The organism is Citrobacter sp. ABFQG (genome assembly GCF_004322975.1).
GTDB lineage: Bacteria > Pseudomonadota > Gammaproteobacteria > Enterobacterales > Enterobacteriaceae > Citrobacter > Citrobacter freundii.
In genome coordinates this window covers 3,098,047-3,116,828 of sequence record NZ_CP036435.1, presented here as the reverse complement: position 1 = coordinate 3,116,828, position 18,782 = coordinate 3,098,047, and the positions used below count along the sequence as shown (strand labels likewise).

General features: G+C 47.1%; 14 protein-coding genes and 2 pseudogenes. 10 read left to right on the top strand and 6 right to left on the bottom strand.

Annotation, left to right across the window (positions count from 1 at the left end):
• The first annotated feature begins 34 nt into the window (after positions 1-34).
• From WN16_RS15330 to WN16_RS15320, 3 genes are all read left to right on the top strand, one after another.
• Complete coding sequence (locus WN16_RS15330; RefSeq protein ID WP_044702451.1) at positions 35-799, top strand: winged helix-turn-helix domain-containing protein; 765 nt, start codon at positions 35-37, stop codon at positions 797-799.
• A complete protein-coding gene (locus WN16_RS15325) occupies positions 786-1,256 on the top strand; it encodes a hypothetical protein (protein ID WP_016150237.1) in 471 nt (156 codons plus the stop codon). The genes WN16_RS15330 and WN16_RS15325 overlap by 14 nt, the downstream gene beginning before the upstream one ends.
• A 694-nt stretch (positions 1,257-1,950) precedes the next feature.
• Positions 1,951-2,991 (top strand): hypothetical protein, encoded by a 1,041-nt coding sequence (locus WN16_RS15320; RefSeq protein ID WP_000368395.1) that lies wholly within the window; start codon positions 1,951-1,953, stop codon positions 2,989-2,991.
• A 517-nt stretch (positions 2,992-3,508) separates the two neighbouring features.
• On the opposite strand, the gene WN16_RS15315 is transcribed toward WN16_RS15320, so the two are convergent.
• Positions 3,509-4,270: a hypothetical protein gene (locus WN16_RS15315; RefSeq protein ID WP_001176973.1), complete on the bottom strand. Its 762-nt coding sequence runs from the start codon at positions 4,268-4,270 to the stop codon at positions 3,509-3,511.
• Positions 4,271-4,374: 104 nt separating this feature from the next.
• Positions 4,375-5,380: pseudogene (locus tag WN16_RS15310) on the bottom strand (IS3 family transposase).
• Positions 5,381-5,643: 263 nt separating this feature from the next.
• Between WN16_RS15310 and WN16_RS15305 the strand changes: the two are divergent.
• Positions 5,644-6,399: a DUF2971 domain-containing protein gene (locus WN16_RS15305; protein WP_042199392.1), complete on the top strand. Its 756-nt coding sequence runs from the start codon at positions 5,644-5,646 to the stop codon at positions 6,397-6,399.
• Positions 6,400-6,790: 391 nt separating this feature from the next.
• On the opposite strand, the gene WN16_RS15300 is transcribed toward WN16_RS15305, so the two are convergent.
• Both WN16_RS15300 and WN16_RS15295 read right to left on the bottom strand, forming a co-directional pair.
• Complete coding sequence (locus WN16_RS15300) at positions 6,791-7,045, bottom strand: hypothetical protein (protein ID WP_000876161.1); 255 nt, start codon at positions 7,043-7,045, stop codon at positions 6,791-6,793.
• A 284-nt stretch (positions 7,046-7,329) separates the two neighbouring features.
• Entirely contained in the window at positions 7,330-10,443 is a 3,114-nt protein-coding gene (locus WN16_RS15295; protein ID WP_000467150.1) for a chromate transporter, read from the bottom strand.
• Positions 10,444-11,243: 800 nt separating this feature from the next.
• Between WN16_RS15295 and WN16_RS15290 the strand changes: the two genes are divergently transcribed.
• From WN16_RS15290 to WN16_RS15265, 6 genes and pseudogenes are all read left to right on the top strand, one after another.
• Complete coding sequence (locus tag WN16_RS15290; protein ID WP_000417618.1) at positions 11,244-11,975, top strand: hypothetical protein; 732 nt, start codon at positions 11,244-11,246, stop codon at positions 11,973-11,975.
• A gap of 167 nt (positions 11,976-12,142) precedes the next feature.
• Positions 12,143-12,625, top strand: a pseudogene (locus WN16_RS15285) (restriction endonuclease); the annotation flags it as partial.
• Between the two features lie 220 nt (positions 12,626-12,845).
• Positions 12,846-14,021, top strand: coding sequence for an SAVED domain-containing protein (locus WN16_RS15280; RefSeq protein ID WP_000992191.1), 1,176 nt, complete (start codon positions 12,846-12,848; stop codon positions 14,019-14,021).
• Positions 14,018-15,265 (top strand): nucleotidyltransferase, encoded by a 1,248-nt coding sequence (locus WN16_RS15275; protein WP_000064266.1) that lies wholly within the window; start codon positions 14,018-14,020, stop codon positions 15,263-15,265. Before WN16_RS15280 ends, WN16_RS15275 begins: the two co-directional genes overlap by 4 nt.
• 1 nt (position 15,266) lies before the next feature.
• Complete coding sequence (locus WN16_RS15270) at positions 15,267-17,030, top strand: ThiF family adenylyltransferase (protein WP_014640894.1); 1,764 nt, start codon at positions 15,267-15,269, stop codon at positions 17,028-17,030.
• Entirely contained in the window at positions 17,027-17,524 is a 498-nt protein-coding gene (locus tag WN16_RS15265) for a Mov34/MPN/PAD-1 family protein (RefSeq protein WP_063159055.1), read from the top strand. The genes WN16_RS15270 and WN16_RS15265 overlap by 4 nt, the downstream gene beginning before the upstream one ends.
• A 13-nt stretch (positions 17,525-17,537) precedes the next feature.
• Here WN16_RS15265 and WN16_RS15260 read toward each other — a convergent pair whose 3' ends face one another.
• Entirely contained in the window at positions 17,538-18,080 is a 543-nt protein-coding gene (locus WN16_RS15260) for a 3'-5' exonuclease (protein WP_000994210.1), read from the bottom strand.
• 288 nt (positions 18,081-18,368) lie between these two features.
• Positions 18,369-18,665 carry a helix-turn-helix transcriptional regulator gene (locus tag WN16_RS15255; protein ID WP_000379665.1) on the bottom strand — a complete coding sequence of 99 codons (297 nt, stop codon included), beginning with the start codon at positions 18,663-18,665 and terminating at the stop codon, positions 18,369-18,371.
• Positions 18,666-18,782: the final 117 nt, after the last annotated feature.

The window sequence follows — 18,782 nt, the reverse complement described above, 5'->3', positions numbered from 1 at the left end:
CTAAATTGACAAAAATCCATATTCAGGGAACATAATGGCACACGTGTTTTTGCTTAACAGTACCGTTGTATTCTGGCCAGAGCGGAACGTACTCTACGCGAAATCAGATGAGACCAAACGTATAACATTAAGCAATCCGGCAACCCGTTGTTTACTATTATTAATTCAACAACAGGGGCAGGTTATTGAACGTGATTATTTCTTTGAGCATGTCTGGTATATTAACGGTGCGCAGGTCACCAATAATACGTTCTATCAGAATATTTCCTTGCTGCGTCGCGCGTTTAAAGAACTTGGCCTGAATGAAGAACTTATCGTAACCGTACCGAAAGTCGGAATCCGCCTGGAGCCACAACTGGAAGTGCTGGAACAGAAGATTGAAGAACCGCTTAGCGATCTCTCTGTCACGCCATCGGTAACGCCGGTAAATACAGTGACAAAATCACTGCGTATGCACTCACTGTGCTGGATTCTGGCGGGTGTTGTGTGTTGCGTTATAGCCGCAATAGTGACTTGGGAGGCACAGTTTGATCCCAAACTCAGTCGCTATGTGTCTTTAGGCGTAGGGGAGGGATGCCACTGGTACGTCAATCAGGATGTGCTTAAATTTGATCAGCACCAGCAGTTTATCAAAACAAATACGCTGGATTGTCAAAGTTATCCCTGGGTTTATCTCACGCTGTATCCTAATTTCCCGCGGATCTCCGCATTAACTTGTCGAAAGCAATTTAGCCGATGGCAGGATAATGATTGTGTGACCCATTATTATTTCGCGGAGTCCAGACATGTGGGGACGTAATATAAAATGGTGTGTTGGCATCATCTTAGCAGTAGCGTTAACAATTGCAGTCACGATGACGTTACAAAACTGGCAGCGGTCACATTTTGATTGCTCCGGAGAATTAGTAATGGAGTATCCAGATATTCGTGGTGATATTTCAGTCAGATACGTTTTTAATGGCAGCAATGGGGTGGCTATTTTACGCGGAAAAATCACTGATAATAACGGTGAAAAGCTGGCGGTAAATCAAAATGTCTGGTTTACCTTTACCCGCAAGGATGATGATTACTTTATGGAATCCGGAAATGTCGCTTCAAGTTCCGGTGGCACTAACATTCATCCATTGTTAGCGAGAACGTTGCCAGATTTTTTCCTTAAACCCAAAGAACCATTTTATTTCAGCATATTGCGACTCAATAGCAGTACATGGCAGTTCTATACCAGCCGTTCGCCGTCGGTGTTTTGTCAGCGTTAAACCGTTGAGATTGCACTCTGTATAGCGTTTGCATCCAGAGTGCTTGTGCTCAAAGCATTTCAACTGCAGGAGCGAACTTTGTTGCTCAGACCTTCATGATTGGTTATTCGATAGAGAAATCAGAAGGGGCGAAGACTGAACAGGTCCATGGGGTTAGAAGCCTAATACAGTTCAGATTCAATTTAACTTATGTTGTGTAAGAATTCAGTTCATAAGGCAAATGCGCCACATTTAGTTGTTTTAAATGAATATTTCTAATTTAGATACCAACTAACTTCCAGGTAACTTCATGAACTAACAGAGAGTCCGCTTCTTATGGGCATTTCCTGTCAACTTATTTTACTCTAGTTCATGAACTATTTCCCTCCGTAATCGCATAACCAGATTTATAAGTTCTTAGGGTTTATCTGATTGCATTCTTGAGCAATCCATGAATTTCGGTAATATATAGATGCATCATTACTTAATCAGAACTGATATCTCTGAGGGCGGTAGCGTTGTCAAGGCTGGCTTGGTTTATAGTCTGGTAAGAGGGCTATTAAGATCTATGTTGGATGAGCGGCGTGAAGCGAGCACTAATGGTATGTTGGTGCAGTTTGTAAGTCTTACAAGGTGTTATAACCCTTACTATTTTGCTCTGATAGGGTTAAAAATAATTCTGATAGGTAGGCTTAATTTTCAAAAGGGATAACTCATGGATAACGAATATATGTATCAGGAAGCAATTGGAAATATCAAGTATCAAGCTCACAAAATAACATATCTTGCTAATGGTTTCAATGCTTCACTTATAGATGCTATTAATCTTTTTTTAAAGTCTGGCAACAATAACGTTAATCCAGTCGATAATGATGTTTTTTTTAAAGCTCAAGTGAATGCAGATTCATTGTTAAATGCATATGCGTCATTGATAGATTATTATTATATCGCTATTGCGATTAAGATGAATGCCCCTTTAGATGTTATTAATAGTGTTCAATACAAGAAAATCACTAACGAGTTAATTGCAAAGAAAGAGTCATGGAGTAAATATCTACAACATTTAAAACCAATTCTTGAGGAGAAGTTTGAGCCTGAAAACGACATATGGAATGAGTTTTATTTTATGTGGGGTGGTGTTTTTAAACAAGAACTAGTTAAATGGAGAGTGCTTAAGACTGAAGATCCTGCATTCTCAGAATTGACGAAAGAAAATGGGAAGATTGACATTCTTCCCAACGAAGCTGTTCTGGAATATTACCGCCTTACACATTTCCTTTACTGCAATAGAACAGGTTCCGGTCATAAGTATAATATTTATTTGGAACTTAACAACTACTTGAAACACAATAGATATCCATTAGTTAAGTATGAGACACAGAGGCTTAAAGATGGTGACTATGCTTATGCGTTTTATACTATACATCAAAATGAATATCATTTATTAAAAGCTGGCATTATACGAACTTTCGCTGAGATTGATTTTGATACTCTGAAAGAGGGATTGAAGCATTGTTATGAAAACAGAGGAGTAATCTCTAGTCTGGAGATGGAAATTGGTTTACCCATTATCAATGTTGACCGGGCGAATGGTTATGAATCGAATTCATGTCTTTATTTTCAATTGGATGGAGTTCTGATGTCAAGGAGCGTGGATTCTATATCGGTCAATGCACATAGCCTTTTTTCAGTCTCAGGATCGTTACTTCGAGAAATAAGCAATGCTCTTGACTGCAAGTTGATACCAGATATATAGTAATGCAACCAGAATGTTACGCCATTCACAGCATGGTGTAATTATAACTATATAGCGGGTTGATTTTCTTCGAGTTGGTAATCCCCGCATATCCTTCCCCGCGAACATACTACGCTGGAGTGCGGGTGTTTGCGTTAGCAAACTGGCAAAAAAAGCAATAACTCAGAATGTCAGTGTAAATAACCTAATATTCTATTTGGTTATTCAGTAAGTGTACTCTGAACCCAACGCAAGAAACGGGAGGGATTTCAGAAAACACAATGTATTCCCTTTAGTGGAAATCAGCTTTCGAATATATTTATCATGTACGCAGTTGGCACAAATGCAATGCTCTTCGTCCATATTTTCCATCATTAATTTTGCTGGTGATTCTGAGATAGAGTGTAACCTTTTGAATATCCTCTATGTCAGAACGATGAGAGAGCCGCGGGGGTGTTTCGCCGCGCTGACAGCAGCGTGCATAATTGCGCACCGGTCGGGTATGGGAAAATTATCTGCTTCACCGTAGTGAGTCAGTTCACGAAATCGTTGCGATAAGCAAATAGCTAGGAACTATTTTTGATTGCCATCCCATGCCCACAGGGAAATCCTCGCGAATTAGAATACGTTCGCTAATCGTGATTTCTGCACCTGTTTCAAACAAAACCTCCCGTTCATGGCCTTTCCTTGAAAATCCCTCTTCGTTATCTTCGTGCGAGAAGAAATAAGCCCTAGATTTGGGCTGTGTAACGGTCAGCATTACTAGATCAATGTAACCTGCCTCAAAGGCTTTACCCAAGTGCCATCCATTTGCAATTGCAGCTCCCGGACAGAATGATGTAGCTAGCGGTCTTTGAGAGGTGTATTGCCAAGGCAGATCAGCAAATTGCCCGCCGTGGAAAAGTACCTGTCCTTCAGGAGGGATTGCACCATATTGTTTAATGAGAGTGTCAACGTTACTAAGATTCAGCACATTATAAGTTTCCTGATACCGCTCAAGTGCAGCAGGCGTTGGCTCAGGCATAAGATGTCGCCAGTTCTCGAATATGGGATTGCTCCTGAAGTAATCGCTAACATGTCTGGTTAGCCCAGGAGAATGCGCAAATGCGGTAAGCGCTCCTGCTTTGCAGGGGGCATCAATGAATCCATATTGGTCATCCTCATATAAACCAGGATACAAGCGGTTAACTCTATCTGCCTCTGGCGGAGCCTCTGCAATTCTGTAGCGTTCCGGTAGAAAACCATCGGGCATTTTAGCCGGGCATGGAGTGCAGAAAGGATTTAAAACTTGTAATTGCATAGCTGACGTTCCATGTATGTAATGTAACTAGCCATTATCGGCATGAGCAATAAAGCCAGTATTTTACCTCCGCGAGAACATTGATGTGAATCGCCACGGATAATCTAGACACTTCTGAGCCGTTGATAATATTGGTTTACATATTCTGTCGGTGACATCTGATCACTCGAACCATGCCGACGCTTACTGTTATAACACATTTCGATGTAATCAAAAATATCGCTACGGGCTTCTTCCCGCGTTCCATAGAACTTTTTCTTTATCCGCTCGCGTTTCAACAACTGGAAAAAGCTGTCTGCAACCGCATTATCGTGGCAGTTACCGCGACGGCTCATGCTGCTCTCCAGGCCGTGTGATTTCAGGAACGACTGCCACTCATGGCTTGTGTACTGACTGCCCTGATCCGAGTGAACCAGCACCTGTTTTTGGGGATTACGCCGCCAGACAGCCATCAGTAGTGCGTTCAGGACAATGTCCTTTGTCATCCGGGATTGCATTGACCAGCCGATAATTTTGCGTTAGAACAGATCGACAACCACGGCAAGATACAGCCAGCCTTCGTAGGTCCTGATGTAGGTTATGTCTGTTACTCAACGCTCATCCGGATTGAACTGTCGTCAGACTCTGTTCACTCCGCACTTTTGCCCACTGTCCCGTAGATCCAGATGGATCTTTCGATCTCCATATACGCATCCCGATTCCAGCCAGAACTGTTTAATCTGCCCTGTAGTCTTAGGTCTGCCTGATGGCGTTGCGAATGCGGCTGCTGAAGCCAGGCGTAAAAGCCACTGGGATGAACATCCAGCCCCCGACAGAGCAGGCGAACAGGCCAGCAACAGCTGTTGTCACGGATAAAGGCGTACCTCAGTCGGACAGCTTTGCGAAGTACGCCGCGGCTTTTTTTAATATGTCCCGTTCGTCGGTAACTCGCTTCAGCTCTTTCTGGAGACGGCGGACCTCGGTCTGAGCATCTGACTGTTCTTTATGAGTGGAAGAATCTGGACCGTACTTCTTTATCCAGGCATAAAGGCTGTGGGGGGTGATATCGAGACGTGTTGCAACGCTGGAAACAGAATTACCACGATCAATAACCTGCTTGACTACTTCAATTTTAAACTCTTCGGGATAACGCTACCGCTCATGGGCACCTCTCTTTAAGCCATCTTAAATGACTCTGAGGTGTCTGTTAAAACCGTGGCGATTTAGTTCAATTCATGAGGTTAGGTAACATCTTGTCACGCCATTTCCAGCTCTTTACTTGATGAAGGTTGGAATCAGGCATAGTCTACGATGAAATCAAGCGCGAGCTGATTAAGAAAGGTTGAACTTACTAGACGCTGGAAGGTGCATTTTAAGTGGAGTGATTTCAGACCATGTTGTACAAATATGTAGGGAATGTTGACGACAATAAAGTCATCGAGTATTTAGATGCTTTTGTTGAGAAAGGTACAGTATATGCCAGCAGAGCCTTAGGATTTAATGATCCAGCCGAGCTAAAGCTAATTTTTGACTTCAATGCCGAATTTGAGGTGATCAAAAAACGATTTCATCAGGCCCGTCCAGATAGAACAGAACAAGAATTTTGGGCATGGTACAAATCATTTGATGAAAACTCCAGGTGGGGTATTGAGAATAGTATGCGAGAGCATACTTTGACGACAAAAGGTATTGTGTGCCTTACGCGTGACTATGATAACTATTTGATGTGGTCACATTACGCTAGTTCGCATACCGGATTCTGTATAGGCTTTGATGATGCTTTCTCTCATAGTATTGAAGATCGTGGGATTGAGGGCGATGTTCTCTATGTTGATTCATATCCCCATTATAACTATTACACTGATTCTCCGAAAGACTATTTAAACGCCACATATCTTCATAAGGGTAAACCGTGGGCTTATGAAAATGAGTACAGGGTAATTACTGAGGGTTCTGGTGTTAAACAATTTGATAAGTCTCTTATCAAAGAAATTACTTTAGGTTGCAGGGCTTCAGTTAAACTTCAAGATTACGCCAGTAAGCAAATAGACAAAGGAATAGATGTCTACAAAATGGCATTAGATCGTAATTCATATAGATTAATACGAATTCGTGTAAAAGAAGGCCATTATTTCCAAGGTGACACATAGTCCGTAAGTAAAATCAGGCGGGTAGAAACCCCCGCCTAATACATTCTAACCCAGATTATTAGTAATTTAACTCGCCGAATAATCCGATCATCAGGTCTCCGTCCAAAATTTCCATAGCTGCGACATTAAGGATCTGTTCTAGAGATGGCCGGTATTTGCCGTCATATTTAGTGCGCAAGGCGTCGAGAGGATCACGCAAATACGAACGATAGTGCCCGTTCAGCTCTTAAGCCGCCTCAATAAGATCGACAATGTGTGTTGTGTGTTGTGCGCTCCAGCGAAAAGGCGTTACGATTGAGTATCTGGTCCTGCTCTGTCAGTAGCGCAGACAACGCCGCCGCCTGCGCAGCGATTTTCTCATTTAGTTTAGTCAGCCTGCGGTAGTCAGCCTTCAACCGACTGCTATGATCCCTAGTGCCATAAGCCCTCGCAAAAAAATCTGCTCCAGCAACGTGTAGCACTTCTTCCAGCAAAGCCGTTGCTGCGCAATGTTTTCCCATACCTGCATCATTTCTGTTTCACGGGAAATAAGCCTGTCCAGCAGCGGCCAGTGTGGCTTTCGTAACGTATGCTCGTGGAGATAATCACGGTACGCTTTAATTGTATTAAGCACCTCATCGGCAGTACGGGTATGCAGGTATTTCATGTCTTTTCCTCATCATTTGCGGCTCCACCAATTATGTCCAGGCACCACAAGGATGTCGGGAACGCAGGAGAGAAATATTTTCAGTCGCTGCGTTACTTCACTTCTGGATCTGGCATTTTTCGGATCTTAGCGGAGGAGGAGAGAAAGTTAGTACAGATAAAGCACTAATGAATCAAAACTATTGTGAATAAGAGATTATTGCAAATATTTAAAGTAAATACTTTCATTATTAGCATATAAGCATAAAAAGGCGACGCCCTGTCTGCGTCGCCGGAAGGATGAAATCAAAGGTGGTCGAACCGGCCGGCCAAGGGGCCTTTTACCTGCATGTCAAATTCCCACACCGTTCTAAGCTCCCCCTCAAGCGGATCGGCGCTACTGCGATAGAAGGTATTGAAAAGCGTGCCATCCGGATACCGGAACAGCTTCAGTTCACCAAAGGTTTCCCTGTTGACCAGCAGGGAATAATTCTGCAGGGCATGGCGAACCTGATAAATGAGACAGTTATTGATCCTGACGGGCAGTCCGTGGACACCCCGGACAGGGGTATCAATCTGTAGATTTAGCGCAGCATGCCTGTCCGGCTGGTAACTCAGCTCCCGTAATTCGTCACTGAACCGGGAACCATAAATAATGAGCACAGAATCGCGCTGATCTGCTGTGTGCTGCCGGACAGCCTGCAGCAGATCCGGCAGGTTGCTTACCGGTGTATTAAGGGTGGAGGGTAATTTACCCAGCATAAAATGCAGCCGGTGAAGCATGCTTCCCTTCAGGTCTGCCGTGGCAGGAAAATCGCCGTAGAAATTCGTGTTCAGATGGCGGGCCACATATTCTCTGGGCACTCCTGCCGAATAGCACCTCATTTGCCAGTCATGCCGGAAATCCGGGTCCGCAGTGAAGTTGAAGCGTGCAAGGAGAGGGTCTTCTGACAACGCCCCTGGCAACTCTGCCGTCAGACGAATATCGGTCTTTCTCAGTCGTTCCGTATCCACTTCTGCTGCCAGGATATCAGCTGTCCTGCTGCGGCTAAACGCCTCAATATACCGGTCCAATATGCCATTGAAAAAGGGAACCTGTCCGGCATATTCGGCGGCCGACAGCATATACCCCTGATAAGGGACAAACGGGTCTCGTTTGAGTCTTTCGAGTGTATGAATGATCTGCTCTTTACGAAAATAAGAAAACAGGCCCCCGGCCAGTGCCTCCGAAACGCGTTCGGTTACAGGCTCTGACGTTCTGGCGAGCCGGATGGCCAGGAGCGCAAACGCACCATAAAGAGAATCCAGATCATCCTTTATCCCTGAATAGACTCTGCCGGATATTAACGGTCTCTCATTAAACGAGGTCAGGGCTTCAATGGTCTCTGACAGGGCACCATACCAGTTGTCATGGTTCTGCGGCCGGTAATGTTCGATTCTCAGGATTATATCGATAATATCCGTGGCCGTTTTGAAAGCGGGCGTGGCGGCGTCATTGTCATCCCTTTCTTCAAATAATGACGACAATCCCAGACGGTTAACCAGGTCAGCGAGATCAATATTCCCCTGGGGCTCTAGGTTGGCAACGATATACCCTGATATCAACAGCCGCATATCGCATAAGGCATTACTGAAAATGATGGCTGATGCTGCCTTTTCATTATACGTACCGCCCCTGAGCATCGTGGTCCATTGCGGGCCCGAAGGTTCCAGATTAATATAATCAGGATTGAGGAAGAAGCTGTGCCATCGAAATTCTTCCTCCCAGTACCGGGAGAAGCGACTTTTCTCATTCCATAGACACAGCACATCATGCGCATGTCTTGCAGACGACACATTGTCGGCCACTACCGGAGGAATAATTAGTCTTACGGTGTAGTGCAGATGGAATAAAAGGCGGCTGGCATAATCCCCGGCGTCAGGTTTACCGATGACGTCCCCCATACTCCAGCCTTCCCACAGACTGATGAAACTGCGGATCAGATCCTGGTGTGTCTGCTCCTGGCTGACGGATAGGGTACCGCCGTTTCCTGCTTTCCATTCAGTAAGGGTGTGCCATACGCTAAAGAGCGACTGTATAAACTGTCTGAAATCCGTGAAACTGGTGCTGTCAGATTCCCTGTAGACGTGTAAGGGGACATACATCGCTTCACTGAAGTAGGCACCCGTCGTCTCAGTTGATTTTACCGTTTCCCTTATAAACTGCCTTAACTCAAAATGAAACGACTGGCTTAAAGAATAGCTCAGGCCTGAGGCGTCCTGTTCGTCCAGAAAATTACCGTCAGCATAACAAAAGCTCCTTTTGACAGACGTGTAGGTTCCCGTAAGTCTTTTTACAGCCATTTTAAAAATGCCAATGTTTTTATCATTCAGGGCATCATAGGCCTCACCAAAAAAATCATAGGGGATGTCATTATAATCTTTCTTTTGCCGAGGTATGCCCGTCGGAATACAACGTCTGTACAGCCAGTTCCACAGCTGGGAGGTAATGACTCCTTTTGCCGACAAAAGGGTTAAGTTGCCGTTTTCTCTGCCGGACGAAGGTAGAATCACAATCTCAGCCTCCTGATCCGAAACGGGCCGTAATCGTCTCAGAAGGAAAAGTAGTGGCCTCAGGTAAATATCCTTTACGATTTCATTTTTCTTAACGGGGCAGGTAAGCGTGTTCATCCCGTCGTTCATGGCGTCTGCGTAGGGCAGTATTTTTATCGTTTTCAGATACTGGTTGCCAATATAATGACCCGGATACTGCAACCAGGATCTTATCATGGATTGCTGTATATACTGGCTCACCATCTGTGATTGATAGTATTTTTTCATCAGACGGTCCCGTTTGTCATCATCTAGGACATTGAGACTGGTGACAAAGAACCAGATGGACAGAAAGATATTGAACAGCATCCAGATAAAGGCGGTAACCGCTATCGCAGTATTGAGATAGTTATCCCCGAGTGACGACGCTATCCCCGCCATCAGAATAAAGCCCGCCAGGGAAAGGGCGCTTAATCCTGCAAACATATACCCGGAATTCAGCTGATAGGCAGACTGGATATGAATCCGGGATGATTTTTTCTGAAAAAGAACACTGATCAGACCGACAACCAGCGGGAACACAATACCGATGAGGGTCACCTGGCTTCCCAGCAGGCTGGACATCCACCCGGGCAAGGCGGTAATACCTTTAAAATGTTGACGGGCAAACGGATCAAAGACAGGGCGGGCATAGTGAGCCACCGCCACCGCGCCGGCTGCCACTCCCCAGAGTATCAGCATGGCCCGAATGTAATGCGTGGAGCAATAAACCTGCAGCCTTTCCGCCAGATTCCAGCTGAGATTTTTATGATCCCGGTTGGCTTTGAGTTTGCGGCGGAGGTCAGCTCTGACCTGCCAGGTCACGCTGTTAAGGAGCTTTCCAAACATAGATATCCTGAATTCCCTATATGCTAAGTGCAGAAATAATAAGCGTTAACCCACTTTTTATCGCGGGGAAATTCACGATTAATTTTCAGTGTATTGCTTAGGCTCGGCTGGAATGCGAAGAGCAACGATATAACCATTCTCGGGCACGCCAGCGCGACAGGGAGACAAAGAAGGTCGGAGACACTGAGGGGAGCGGGTCTGCATCTACTGAAATAGTGATTTTTATCCTGACAGGGGAGAATACTCAGTAAATGGTAGTCATTTTTACCAGAGATCGCTGTCGTGGATGAAAACGCACTTTACGCTGATAGGAAATGCGCCTCTTATGAATATATCCTGACAGCTTACTTTGCTTCAGTTCATGGACCTTTTCCTAACGTAACAAAAGGTTGTAGAATGCGTTTTAGCATCACCGTGGTAGGGTGTATTAACACAAGCGGGCGGGCGCGATAAGGTGAGAGGGTAAGGTTACTACCCAACCTCAAGGGGGTCAGACGACTCCAAGTCCATTACATGGCACTTTTATGTGTCGGGACTTTGCCTACTTGAGGAAACACTATGAACACATCATCTTCTCTCGCGTCCCAGACCGTCGACCGTAAACTTGCTCGCACGGCATCGGTCGCATTAAATCAAGCTGAGGTGACAATGGACTTCTCTCGTCCAAGCGCAGACTGGATAGCACATGGCTTACCTCGCCCTGGACTGTGCGCAGAGCGGAGTGAATGAGCATGAGTTCGAATAGTCTTGCGCCTCAGTATATAAAATATGAAATCAGACGGGGAGTGGAGCCTAGCCACATGGAGAAGTACACGTTTATTGATCGATATTTTCACAGCCAGCGCGAGCTGTTGGACATCAGGCATTCTGAAGAGCGGGACATCAACACGCTGTTTACCTACCTGAATAACCTCCACTCTACGGCTGATAAGCTGCTTGAGCTATTCAACTGCTGCATTAAAACTGCTCCAGAATTCAAAGTCCTTCGGCTTATCAGAAATTATTTTCATCATGTCGGGGACGTCGACGAAATTCGTCTCCATGTCAAAATCGAGGAAAATGTTCTCGTTAGCCATTCGCAACACCTTCTAATACCACTAGAAGTGTTTGCAAAAAGCGTGAAATCATTTATCGATAACACGATACCTGACGAAAAAAACAAAAATTACAAATCCAAATTGCGATTCGTACAGAGCGAAATGAGTAATATCGCTGAGATCTTCGACTACACCGCAAATCTCATGAAAGACCTCGAGATGTTCTGTCAAAAGCCTAGTCTAAGGCTTGACGGAAGGGTATACGAACTCGGATTTGATATGTACAAATTTGTTTTCAACATCACGAATATTATTGCAGACAAATGCCGAGAAATCCCAGAGCTATGCGAAAAGAAGGTAATCCGGGACCTCGATTGGTCATATCGTGCTGAAAATAACATTGGCAAACACGACGTTTTTTGCAGCCCGTCCAACGTACCAATCACCACCACCGAAGGCTTCGTATACGCTAAGAGTATTGATCTGGTTCGTTAACTTGCTTGTGCTGTGAACCGCCTGCGTTTGCAGCCCGAGTAAGCAAACAGACAAGGAGCGGCACATTGTCTGTTTAAAACCAACTCTTTCATGGGTGGATAAAAGTAAATTAATACTTCAGAAATACGTAAGCGTCCAGCGAGAACCGTATTGACGGGGATGGGTTGAACGAGATGAAATCTCTGCCGCCACAACTACGTGGTTTTCGGTTTGAAGCTTGGCTTGCTGAACTGTTCAGTATCTTTAAGCTTGCTCCCCGTTCGTCTTTCCGAAATACAGGCGAACAGATTGACGGAAGTTTCCGACTGAATGATGAATTTTACCTGATGGAGGCAAAATGGCATCAGAAAAGAACGTCGGCTGCCGATCTCCATGTATTTGAAGGAAAGCTCAGTACCAAGGCAACCTGGACACGCGGCGTATTTATCAGTTGGATGGGATTTACGCCTGAAGGTCTGACGGCTTTTGGTAAAGGGAAGCGGGTTATCTGTGTCAGTGGTTATGATCTTTACCACTCACTGAGTCATGGGATCCCTTTGCCCGACCTTCTGGACGCTAAAACCCGGCACGCCGCTGAAACGGGAGAGCCCTATGCTGAGTTCGACCGACTATATGCACTGAAGAACAAACAGTTCGGCACGCTGAAATAACGGGTTGGGAAGCGGTGACCCGCTCCCCCGTTTCACACAGAATGCTGTTAGTAATGTCCGCATATCGCTCAATGAAGACCTGGCAGCGCTATAGGCGGTTCGCTCCGTATTTTGTTTCGCGAGTTATGTTTTTCGCGGTTGCGTATTGAAAAAAAGATGAACAGTACCTATTTCAGTATTTCCCGTGCTAATGGCTTTTCCTTTTCAGGAGTATCCTTACGTGAATGCGAAAAAAAAGGCGGATGATTCGAGTGGGCGTTTTAACACTAGCCCTGAAGTGAGAACTCTGGTCTGGATCCGTGCTGCGGGTCATTGTGAACTCTGCGGAACCGATCTGACACATGATTTTCGTATCGGTACGACGATGAAATGGGGAGAAGTGGCCCATATTCTTCCTGCCAGCCCGAAAGGCCCCAGGGGAAATGCCACACACAGCGTAGAAGAGGCATTGGCACGGACGAATGACAGCGAGAATCTTATGCTGCTGTGTCCGGGATGCCATGACCGGGTTGATCGTGACGGCGACAATTATCCCGAAGACGATCTTAGCGGACTTCACTCTGCCTGCCTGACCAGAATTCGCCTGGCGGCTTCCACGCCCGGGGAGGAACGCGCCATACCGGTTATCGTTCAAAGCCAGCATCATCAGACACTGGTTGCAATTCCGGCGCAGGCCCTTCTTACCGCCATGTCTGCAGAAGGGCTGACGGCACAGTGCCATCCGGTTACGGTTGTGTTCCCTGAGCCCAGTTCACGGGGAAGGGATGCGGGTTACTGGCAGGCGATTAAGGATTTAATCACTGAAAAACTCGAGGCCGGGCTTGCCCGCCGCGGGGGGCAATTTGGCGACAAGCCGGCTCTGGCCATGGTTGGGCTTGCGGATATTCCGGCGTTGTTTTTCCTCGGCCAGACCATTGGCGACCGCTATAAACGCTTTCAGTATTCATTTAACAGAGAACATATATTGCGCTGGCCGGATACAGATGCCCTGCCGCCGGCGTTTATCTCTTCTGAACTTCCGCAAGGTGAGGGGCCAGTTGCTCTGGTGCTGTCTCTTTCCGCAGCGGTACCGCGAGGCGATGTTACCGCCGCACTGCCGGGTGCCCGGATTGTAGAATTCACTGTCCCTGAACCCAGCTACGCCATGGTGACAAACCGCAGGGTCATCCATGCGTTCAGGGATGAGCTGCAGAAGCTGCTCAGTCAGTTAGAAGCCACCACGACCCAGGCCATTCATGTTTTTGCCGCGGTGCCTGCTGCGCTGGCCATTGAATTTGGGGCTTTGCTGACGACCCAGCATCAGCATCCCTACATCATCTTTGACCGTGACAAAAATAACGCAAACCAGTTTCGCCCCATGCTTAGCATCGGATGTACAGAGGAGCAACGTCCATGAGTAACGAACAGACTAAACACAGCAGCTGGGAGTATTTTCTTCTCCGTGCAGCCCGAAAAATTTCGTTATCAGCAGCTCAGTACAGCGTCATTGATGCTCGCTACTCTCAGCTGGAAAAAATTCTTTCTGCTGCCGATGATCCCCTGCTGGCGGATGCCCATATTTTTCCCCAGGGTTCTATGCGTCTTCAGACAACGATTAATCCGGTGCCTGGGGCGCCAGCAGATCTCGGGACAATTGATGCAGATGCGATTGTCTGGTTACCCCATGCCAGAGGGATCGATGCCCGGACTGTATTAGAGGTTATTGAACGTCGTTTCCAGGAAGGCAGTAGGGTTCAGGAGGATATTCAGCGACTTCGTCGCGGTGTCAGGATTGTTTACGCCGATGAAAATCCGGGTTTCCACATTGATGTCACACCTGCACGTCCCTGCCATCACAATGAGCAAAGCGACGGACTGGGCATGCTCGAAGTACCCGACAGGGAGCACGGCTGGAAGGCAAGCAGTCCCATTCCTTATGCAGACTGGCTGCATGATGCGTCAAAGCAGGACATCATGCTTGAACATGTTGTTGAGTTTAATAAAAGTCATGCAGCAATGGACTCTGCGACCCAGGCCCCGCTGCCTGAATATAAAGAATATCAAAAAGATGATCCGCTGCGTGCGAGCATTAAATTGATGAAAAGGCACAGGGATGAATGGGCGATCAGGACGAAAAATGAAGGATATCGGCCTATTTCGGCAGTTATCACCACGCTTGCGACTCACGCTTATCTGGATGTTGTCGCGCAGTCAGTATATACCGCCTTCACCCCGCTTCAGGCTATCCTGGCAATCGTTAACAGGATGCCTGACCATATTCACCGTTACGGTAATGAGTATTACGTCTGCAATCCTGAAGATAACGGCGAGAATTTTGCGGAAAAATGGAATCGTCCGGATGAAGGTTATAAATACGTTGATGCCTTTAATAAATGGCATGCGAGTGCCCGTTCGGCGCTGACGCTGGGGCTCGACAGCCACGCGTCGACAGAAACCTTTGCGAAGGCGGTCCAGGAGCAGTTCGGTATTGGTCCGACATTCGTTCGCGAAGTTAACGAGAGCATTCCGGCAAACTGGACGATGCCCGGGCGGCAAGACGGTGTGACACGAAACTCTGTCGCAATGGGGTCTCTGTTCGGGAGTTCAGTCAGCAGTACCCAGTCTCAAGCAAATGTTGCACCTGTCGGGCGACTCGGCTGATATGAAGGATGAGATGATACAACGGGGCATTTCCGCCCTTAAAGACTATCTGGGCGCGGACAATGCTTCGGCTCTTCTCAGGCCCGCTGAACTGCGGGTCGGTGAGGCGGTCGCCTTTTATTTTCCTTTACCCGTTGATTACACCGGCCTTGAGCGGAGACTACGGATTGGTTTTCCCAACGATTTCCCGTCTGAATCCCCTAGCCTTCAGGTTGAACCTTCACCGTGGTTAGTCTGGCCCCATGCCATGACGTCCGGGTTGTGTCTCCATGGATTCAGGGAAAAGCCCGTTACGGGCTCACCTGAGAAAATTGTTCAGGACAGCTTATCCCGTTTTGCGAGCATTGTGTCTTTTTCTCTGGAAAACGCAGATCCTGCACGGCGGGAGACGGAGTTTCAGAATGAAATTTCCACTTACTGGCTCTGGCAGCTTAAACGGTCGGCACGTAACCTGATTCTTTTGGGGGAGCCTGAATCGGGTTCAGTTTTGTATGTTGTAAGCGATCCGAGGTATACCGGTCATACTGGCCTCAACCCGGTATGGGTTTCGTCTGACAAGAACGCTATCCGCCAGCATTTCAGACGTGCCACTGGCCGTTCGGTTGTGATAAGAAGCCCCCATGAAGCAGGTTTCTTTGTCAAACTGACGTCTTTCCCTGGCATTAAGGTGCCTGAACCTCACGCGTTTCTCGAATGGCTTGCTCCCCATATTTCTGAAGAATCCCTGTCCGCGATGTCTAAATGGTCAGAAAAGAGTAGTACTTTGCTTTCCCGATGGGTTGTCATGGCATTACCGGGTGGGGACGGGGCGGCAAGATTTACTGTTAACCTGTGCACCAGAAAGAAGGAAACAGACCGTACACATTTTTACGGCCTGAGATCCTCACGCCGTCAGTCCGGGTTAAAGAAAGAAGGACCTCCGGCCAGTATTCTGTCATCGCGTGTGAACGTTATTGATCGTGGGGCATTTTTTTCACGGGATCGAAGCAACACAGCAAAAACACTTGAGAACTCGCATGTTGTCTTTGTCGGTGTAGGGTCGCTGGGATCTGCTGTGAGTATTCAACTCGCCAGGGCCGGTCTGGGCAGGCTGACCCTTATTGATCCTGACAGACTGGAGTCACCCAATCTGGGGCGGCATATGCTGGGTGCTGAGGATTTAGGCAAATTTAAGTCTCAGGCCATGCGCCATCGTCTGCTTCAGGATCTGCCTGTGCTTGATGTCACCGCGCTGGATACATACATCGAATGGGTTATGGGTCAAAAACCCGATATTTTCGAGGATGTTGATCTGGTTATTATCACGACAGCGGACTGGGAATCAGAGTCTGCCCTCTGGGAAAAGAAAGCCTCCGGAGCGAAATGGGGGCTGATACAGGCCTGGAGTGAGCCGCATACACTTGTCGGGCATGCACTGATCGCACCTGAAGGCCGCTTTGATGCAAGATATCTTTTTAGCGACAGAGGTGACTTCAGGCACCGGTTTACCGACTGGCCGGATGGGGGCGTTGTGCCTCTTCCTGCCTGTGGTGAAAGTTTTATACCGGGAGGCTCGGCGGGAATGAATGGTGTTGCAACAATGGTCACTCAGGCCGCAATACGTTACCTGACTACTGTAGGGGATGTCACTCAATGGCATTCCAGTGTGTATCGCCCTGATGAGGCCGGAGTGTTGGGGGGACGCTATACGGGACCTGTACTTCCTGAAGGAGTTGTCCATAGTGTTTTTGAACGTAACTGGCCGAAACCCGGGCAAAACGCATGAATGAAATAGCATGGTGCTGGGCCTGGCCGGATATGAATGCGGAGCTGCAGGTTGGGCGGCAGGTCTCTGAGATGTTCGGTCACTACCGGCAGTCACAGGGAGAAAATGAGCGAGGCGGGCAGCTGTTTGTCGATCCCGCCAATCCCGGCGGTATTGTACTGTGTCATGCTTCAGCGCCACATCCTGCGGACCGCGCTGGCAGAACGTGGCTCGAACTGAACAACGATCGCTGCCGCACTGAAATCGAGAACGCAAACAGGAAGGGATTGCGCCTGGTTGGATACTGGCATACGCATCCGCAGGCAGTTCCTCACATCTCAGGGACTGACATTGCCAGTTTTGCGCGATTCGCGAGGCAAAATGCACGTGATCTTCCCCATCCCGTGGCGGTGATTGTCGGCACGTCACCATCGACCACAGGCATTAAAGCCTGGATATTTCGGGAGGGCAGGTATCAGGAGGCAGTGTATACAGTATCCTTGTCGCGGCCTTAACGGACCCAATTCATCAAGACCCTTTATTTTGCATCAACGCAAAAAGCTCTGCCTGAAATAATGCATCATCCAGAGCATTATGGCTGGGTCTTCCTTTGGCAGATAAACGCTGTGTCATCATTGATGATTTGGTCTCAGACCACGTACAGCCTGTTGCCCCCATAAAGTAAGCTTTAATATCTAATGCACTGAAGCCAAATGGGTTGTTCCCCGTATATTTATGGAAGTAGTAATTGATGAATGACCAGTCAAAGGGGGCATTCAGTCCCGTAAAGACCGGCTTCTGGCTCGGTTGAAGGTGGGATGTGAGCCAGGTGGATAACTGAAGCATGGCGTCCGCGGGGGCTATGCCGGTGGTAGCCAGTGCCTGAAGGTTAAATCCCGTCACTGCCAGCGCCTCAGGATCAAAGCCAGTGCAGTCAGGCTTCAACTCGGCATAAAAACGCACGTCGGGCGCATGCACCAGACAGGCCCCAATGGAAAGCAGACTAAATAATCCCGGGACCGGGCCGGATGTTTCAATATCGACTGAAACGAAAATCTCGCTAGCATTCATAATCACTCCTGCGATTGAGGGCACTGCTATTCGGCTTGTAAAAGAAAACGATACGCTATTACGGGTGGTAAGTATCTACCACATCACCCTTTAAGTAATGCCTTTATCAGGCTAAAACCATATGCGAACTTCCGCTGTTCGCTCACAGCGGACATTCAAGTTGGTCAATTTATCCGCACCGAGCCAGAATCGGGCGTTGCTAAACAGTCTGAGTTGATCAATGGGGAACAGATCAAATGCTTAAAGGCGATGGCTGACGTCCAGGCCTATCAAATAGGCTTGCTTCTATCACCATTTCTCACGCCTTGCCGGTGAATCAGCCTCCTTTTCTACAAAATTTGCAGGCTTTGTATAAGTTGAAAGCGGTGCAGAACTGAGCGAAATCTCCACCCCTAAAATATTTAACACTTTGTATAGACGCTCAAAACTTGCTTTTGAAGGATTTGCCTCAAGGCGAGCATAAGTCTGCTGAGTTACACCCAACATGGCAGATAATTCTCTTTGAGTTAATCCTTTTGATTTACGAAAACCAATTAAAAGTGGACGTAACTGGCTAAGAAGTCTAACGGGAAAAATAGTATCCATAAGTAGGTGGCCATGTCGATTACTTCATAATAAATTCACTCCTCGTAAAAAACAGCCTGTAAGATGTTTTATTACTTTACAGCTTACAAGGTGTAAGGATGAACTCATTGTTTAACT

What these genes read in the sequence shown, in the direction of transcription:
- WN16_RS15330 (WP_044702451.1), top strand. Translation starts at nt 35, where the DNA reads ATGGCACACGTGTTTTTGCTTAACAGTACCGTTGTATTCTGGCCAGAG.
- WN16_RS15325 (WP_016150237.1), top strand. Translation starts at nt 786, where the DNA reads ATGTGGGGACGTAATATAAAATGGTGTGTTGGCATCATCTTAGCAGTA.
- WN16_RS15320 (WP_000368395.1), top strand. Translation starts at nt 1,951, where the DNA reads ATGGATAACGAATATATGTATCAGGAAGCAATTGGAAATATCAAGTAT.
- WN16_RS15315 (WP_001176973.1), bottom strand. Translation starts at nt 4,270, where the DNA reads ATGCAATTACAAGTTTTAAATCCTTTCTGCACTCCATGCCCGGCTAAA.
- WN16_RS15305 (WP_042199392.1), top strand. Translation starts at nt 5,644, where the DNA reads ATGTTGTACAAATATGTAGGGAATGTTGACGACAATAAAGTCATCGAG.
- WN16_RS15300 (WP_000876161.1), bottom strand. Translation starts at nt 7,045, where the DNA reads ATGAAATACCTGCATACCCGTACTGCCGATGAGGTGCTTAATACAATT.
- WN16_RS15295 (WP_000467150.1), bottom strand. Translation starts at nt 10,443, where the DNA reads ATGTTTGGAAAGCTCCTTAACAGCGTGACCTGGCAGGTCAGAGCTGAC.
- WN16_RS15290 (WP_000417618.1), top strand. Translation starts at nt 11,244, where the DNA reads ATGGAGAAGTACACGTTTATTGATCGATATTTTCACAGCCAGCGCGAG.
- WN16_RS15275 (WP_000064266.1), top strand. Translation starts at nt 14,018, where the DNA reads ATGAGTAACGAACAGACTAAACACAGCAGCTGGGAGTATTTTCTTCTC.
- WN16_RS15270 (WP_014640894.1), top strand. Translation starts at nt 15,267, where the DNA reads ATGAAGGATGAGATGATACAACGGGGCATTTCCGCCCTTAAAGACTAT.
- WN16_RS15265 (WP_063159055.1), top strand. Translation starts at nt 17,027, where the DNA reads ATGAATGAAATAGCATGGTGCTGGGCCTGGCCGGATATGAATGCGGAG.
- WN16_RS15260 (WP_000994210.1), bottom strand. Translation starts at nt 18,080, where the DNA reads ATGAATGCTAGCGAGATTTTCGTTTCAGTCGATATTGAAACATCCGGC.
- WN16_RS15255 (WP_000379665.1), bottom strand. Translation starts at nt 18,665, where the DNA reads ATGGATACTATTTTTCCCGTTAGACTTCTTAGCCAGTTACGTCCACTT.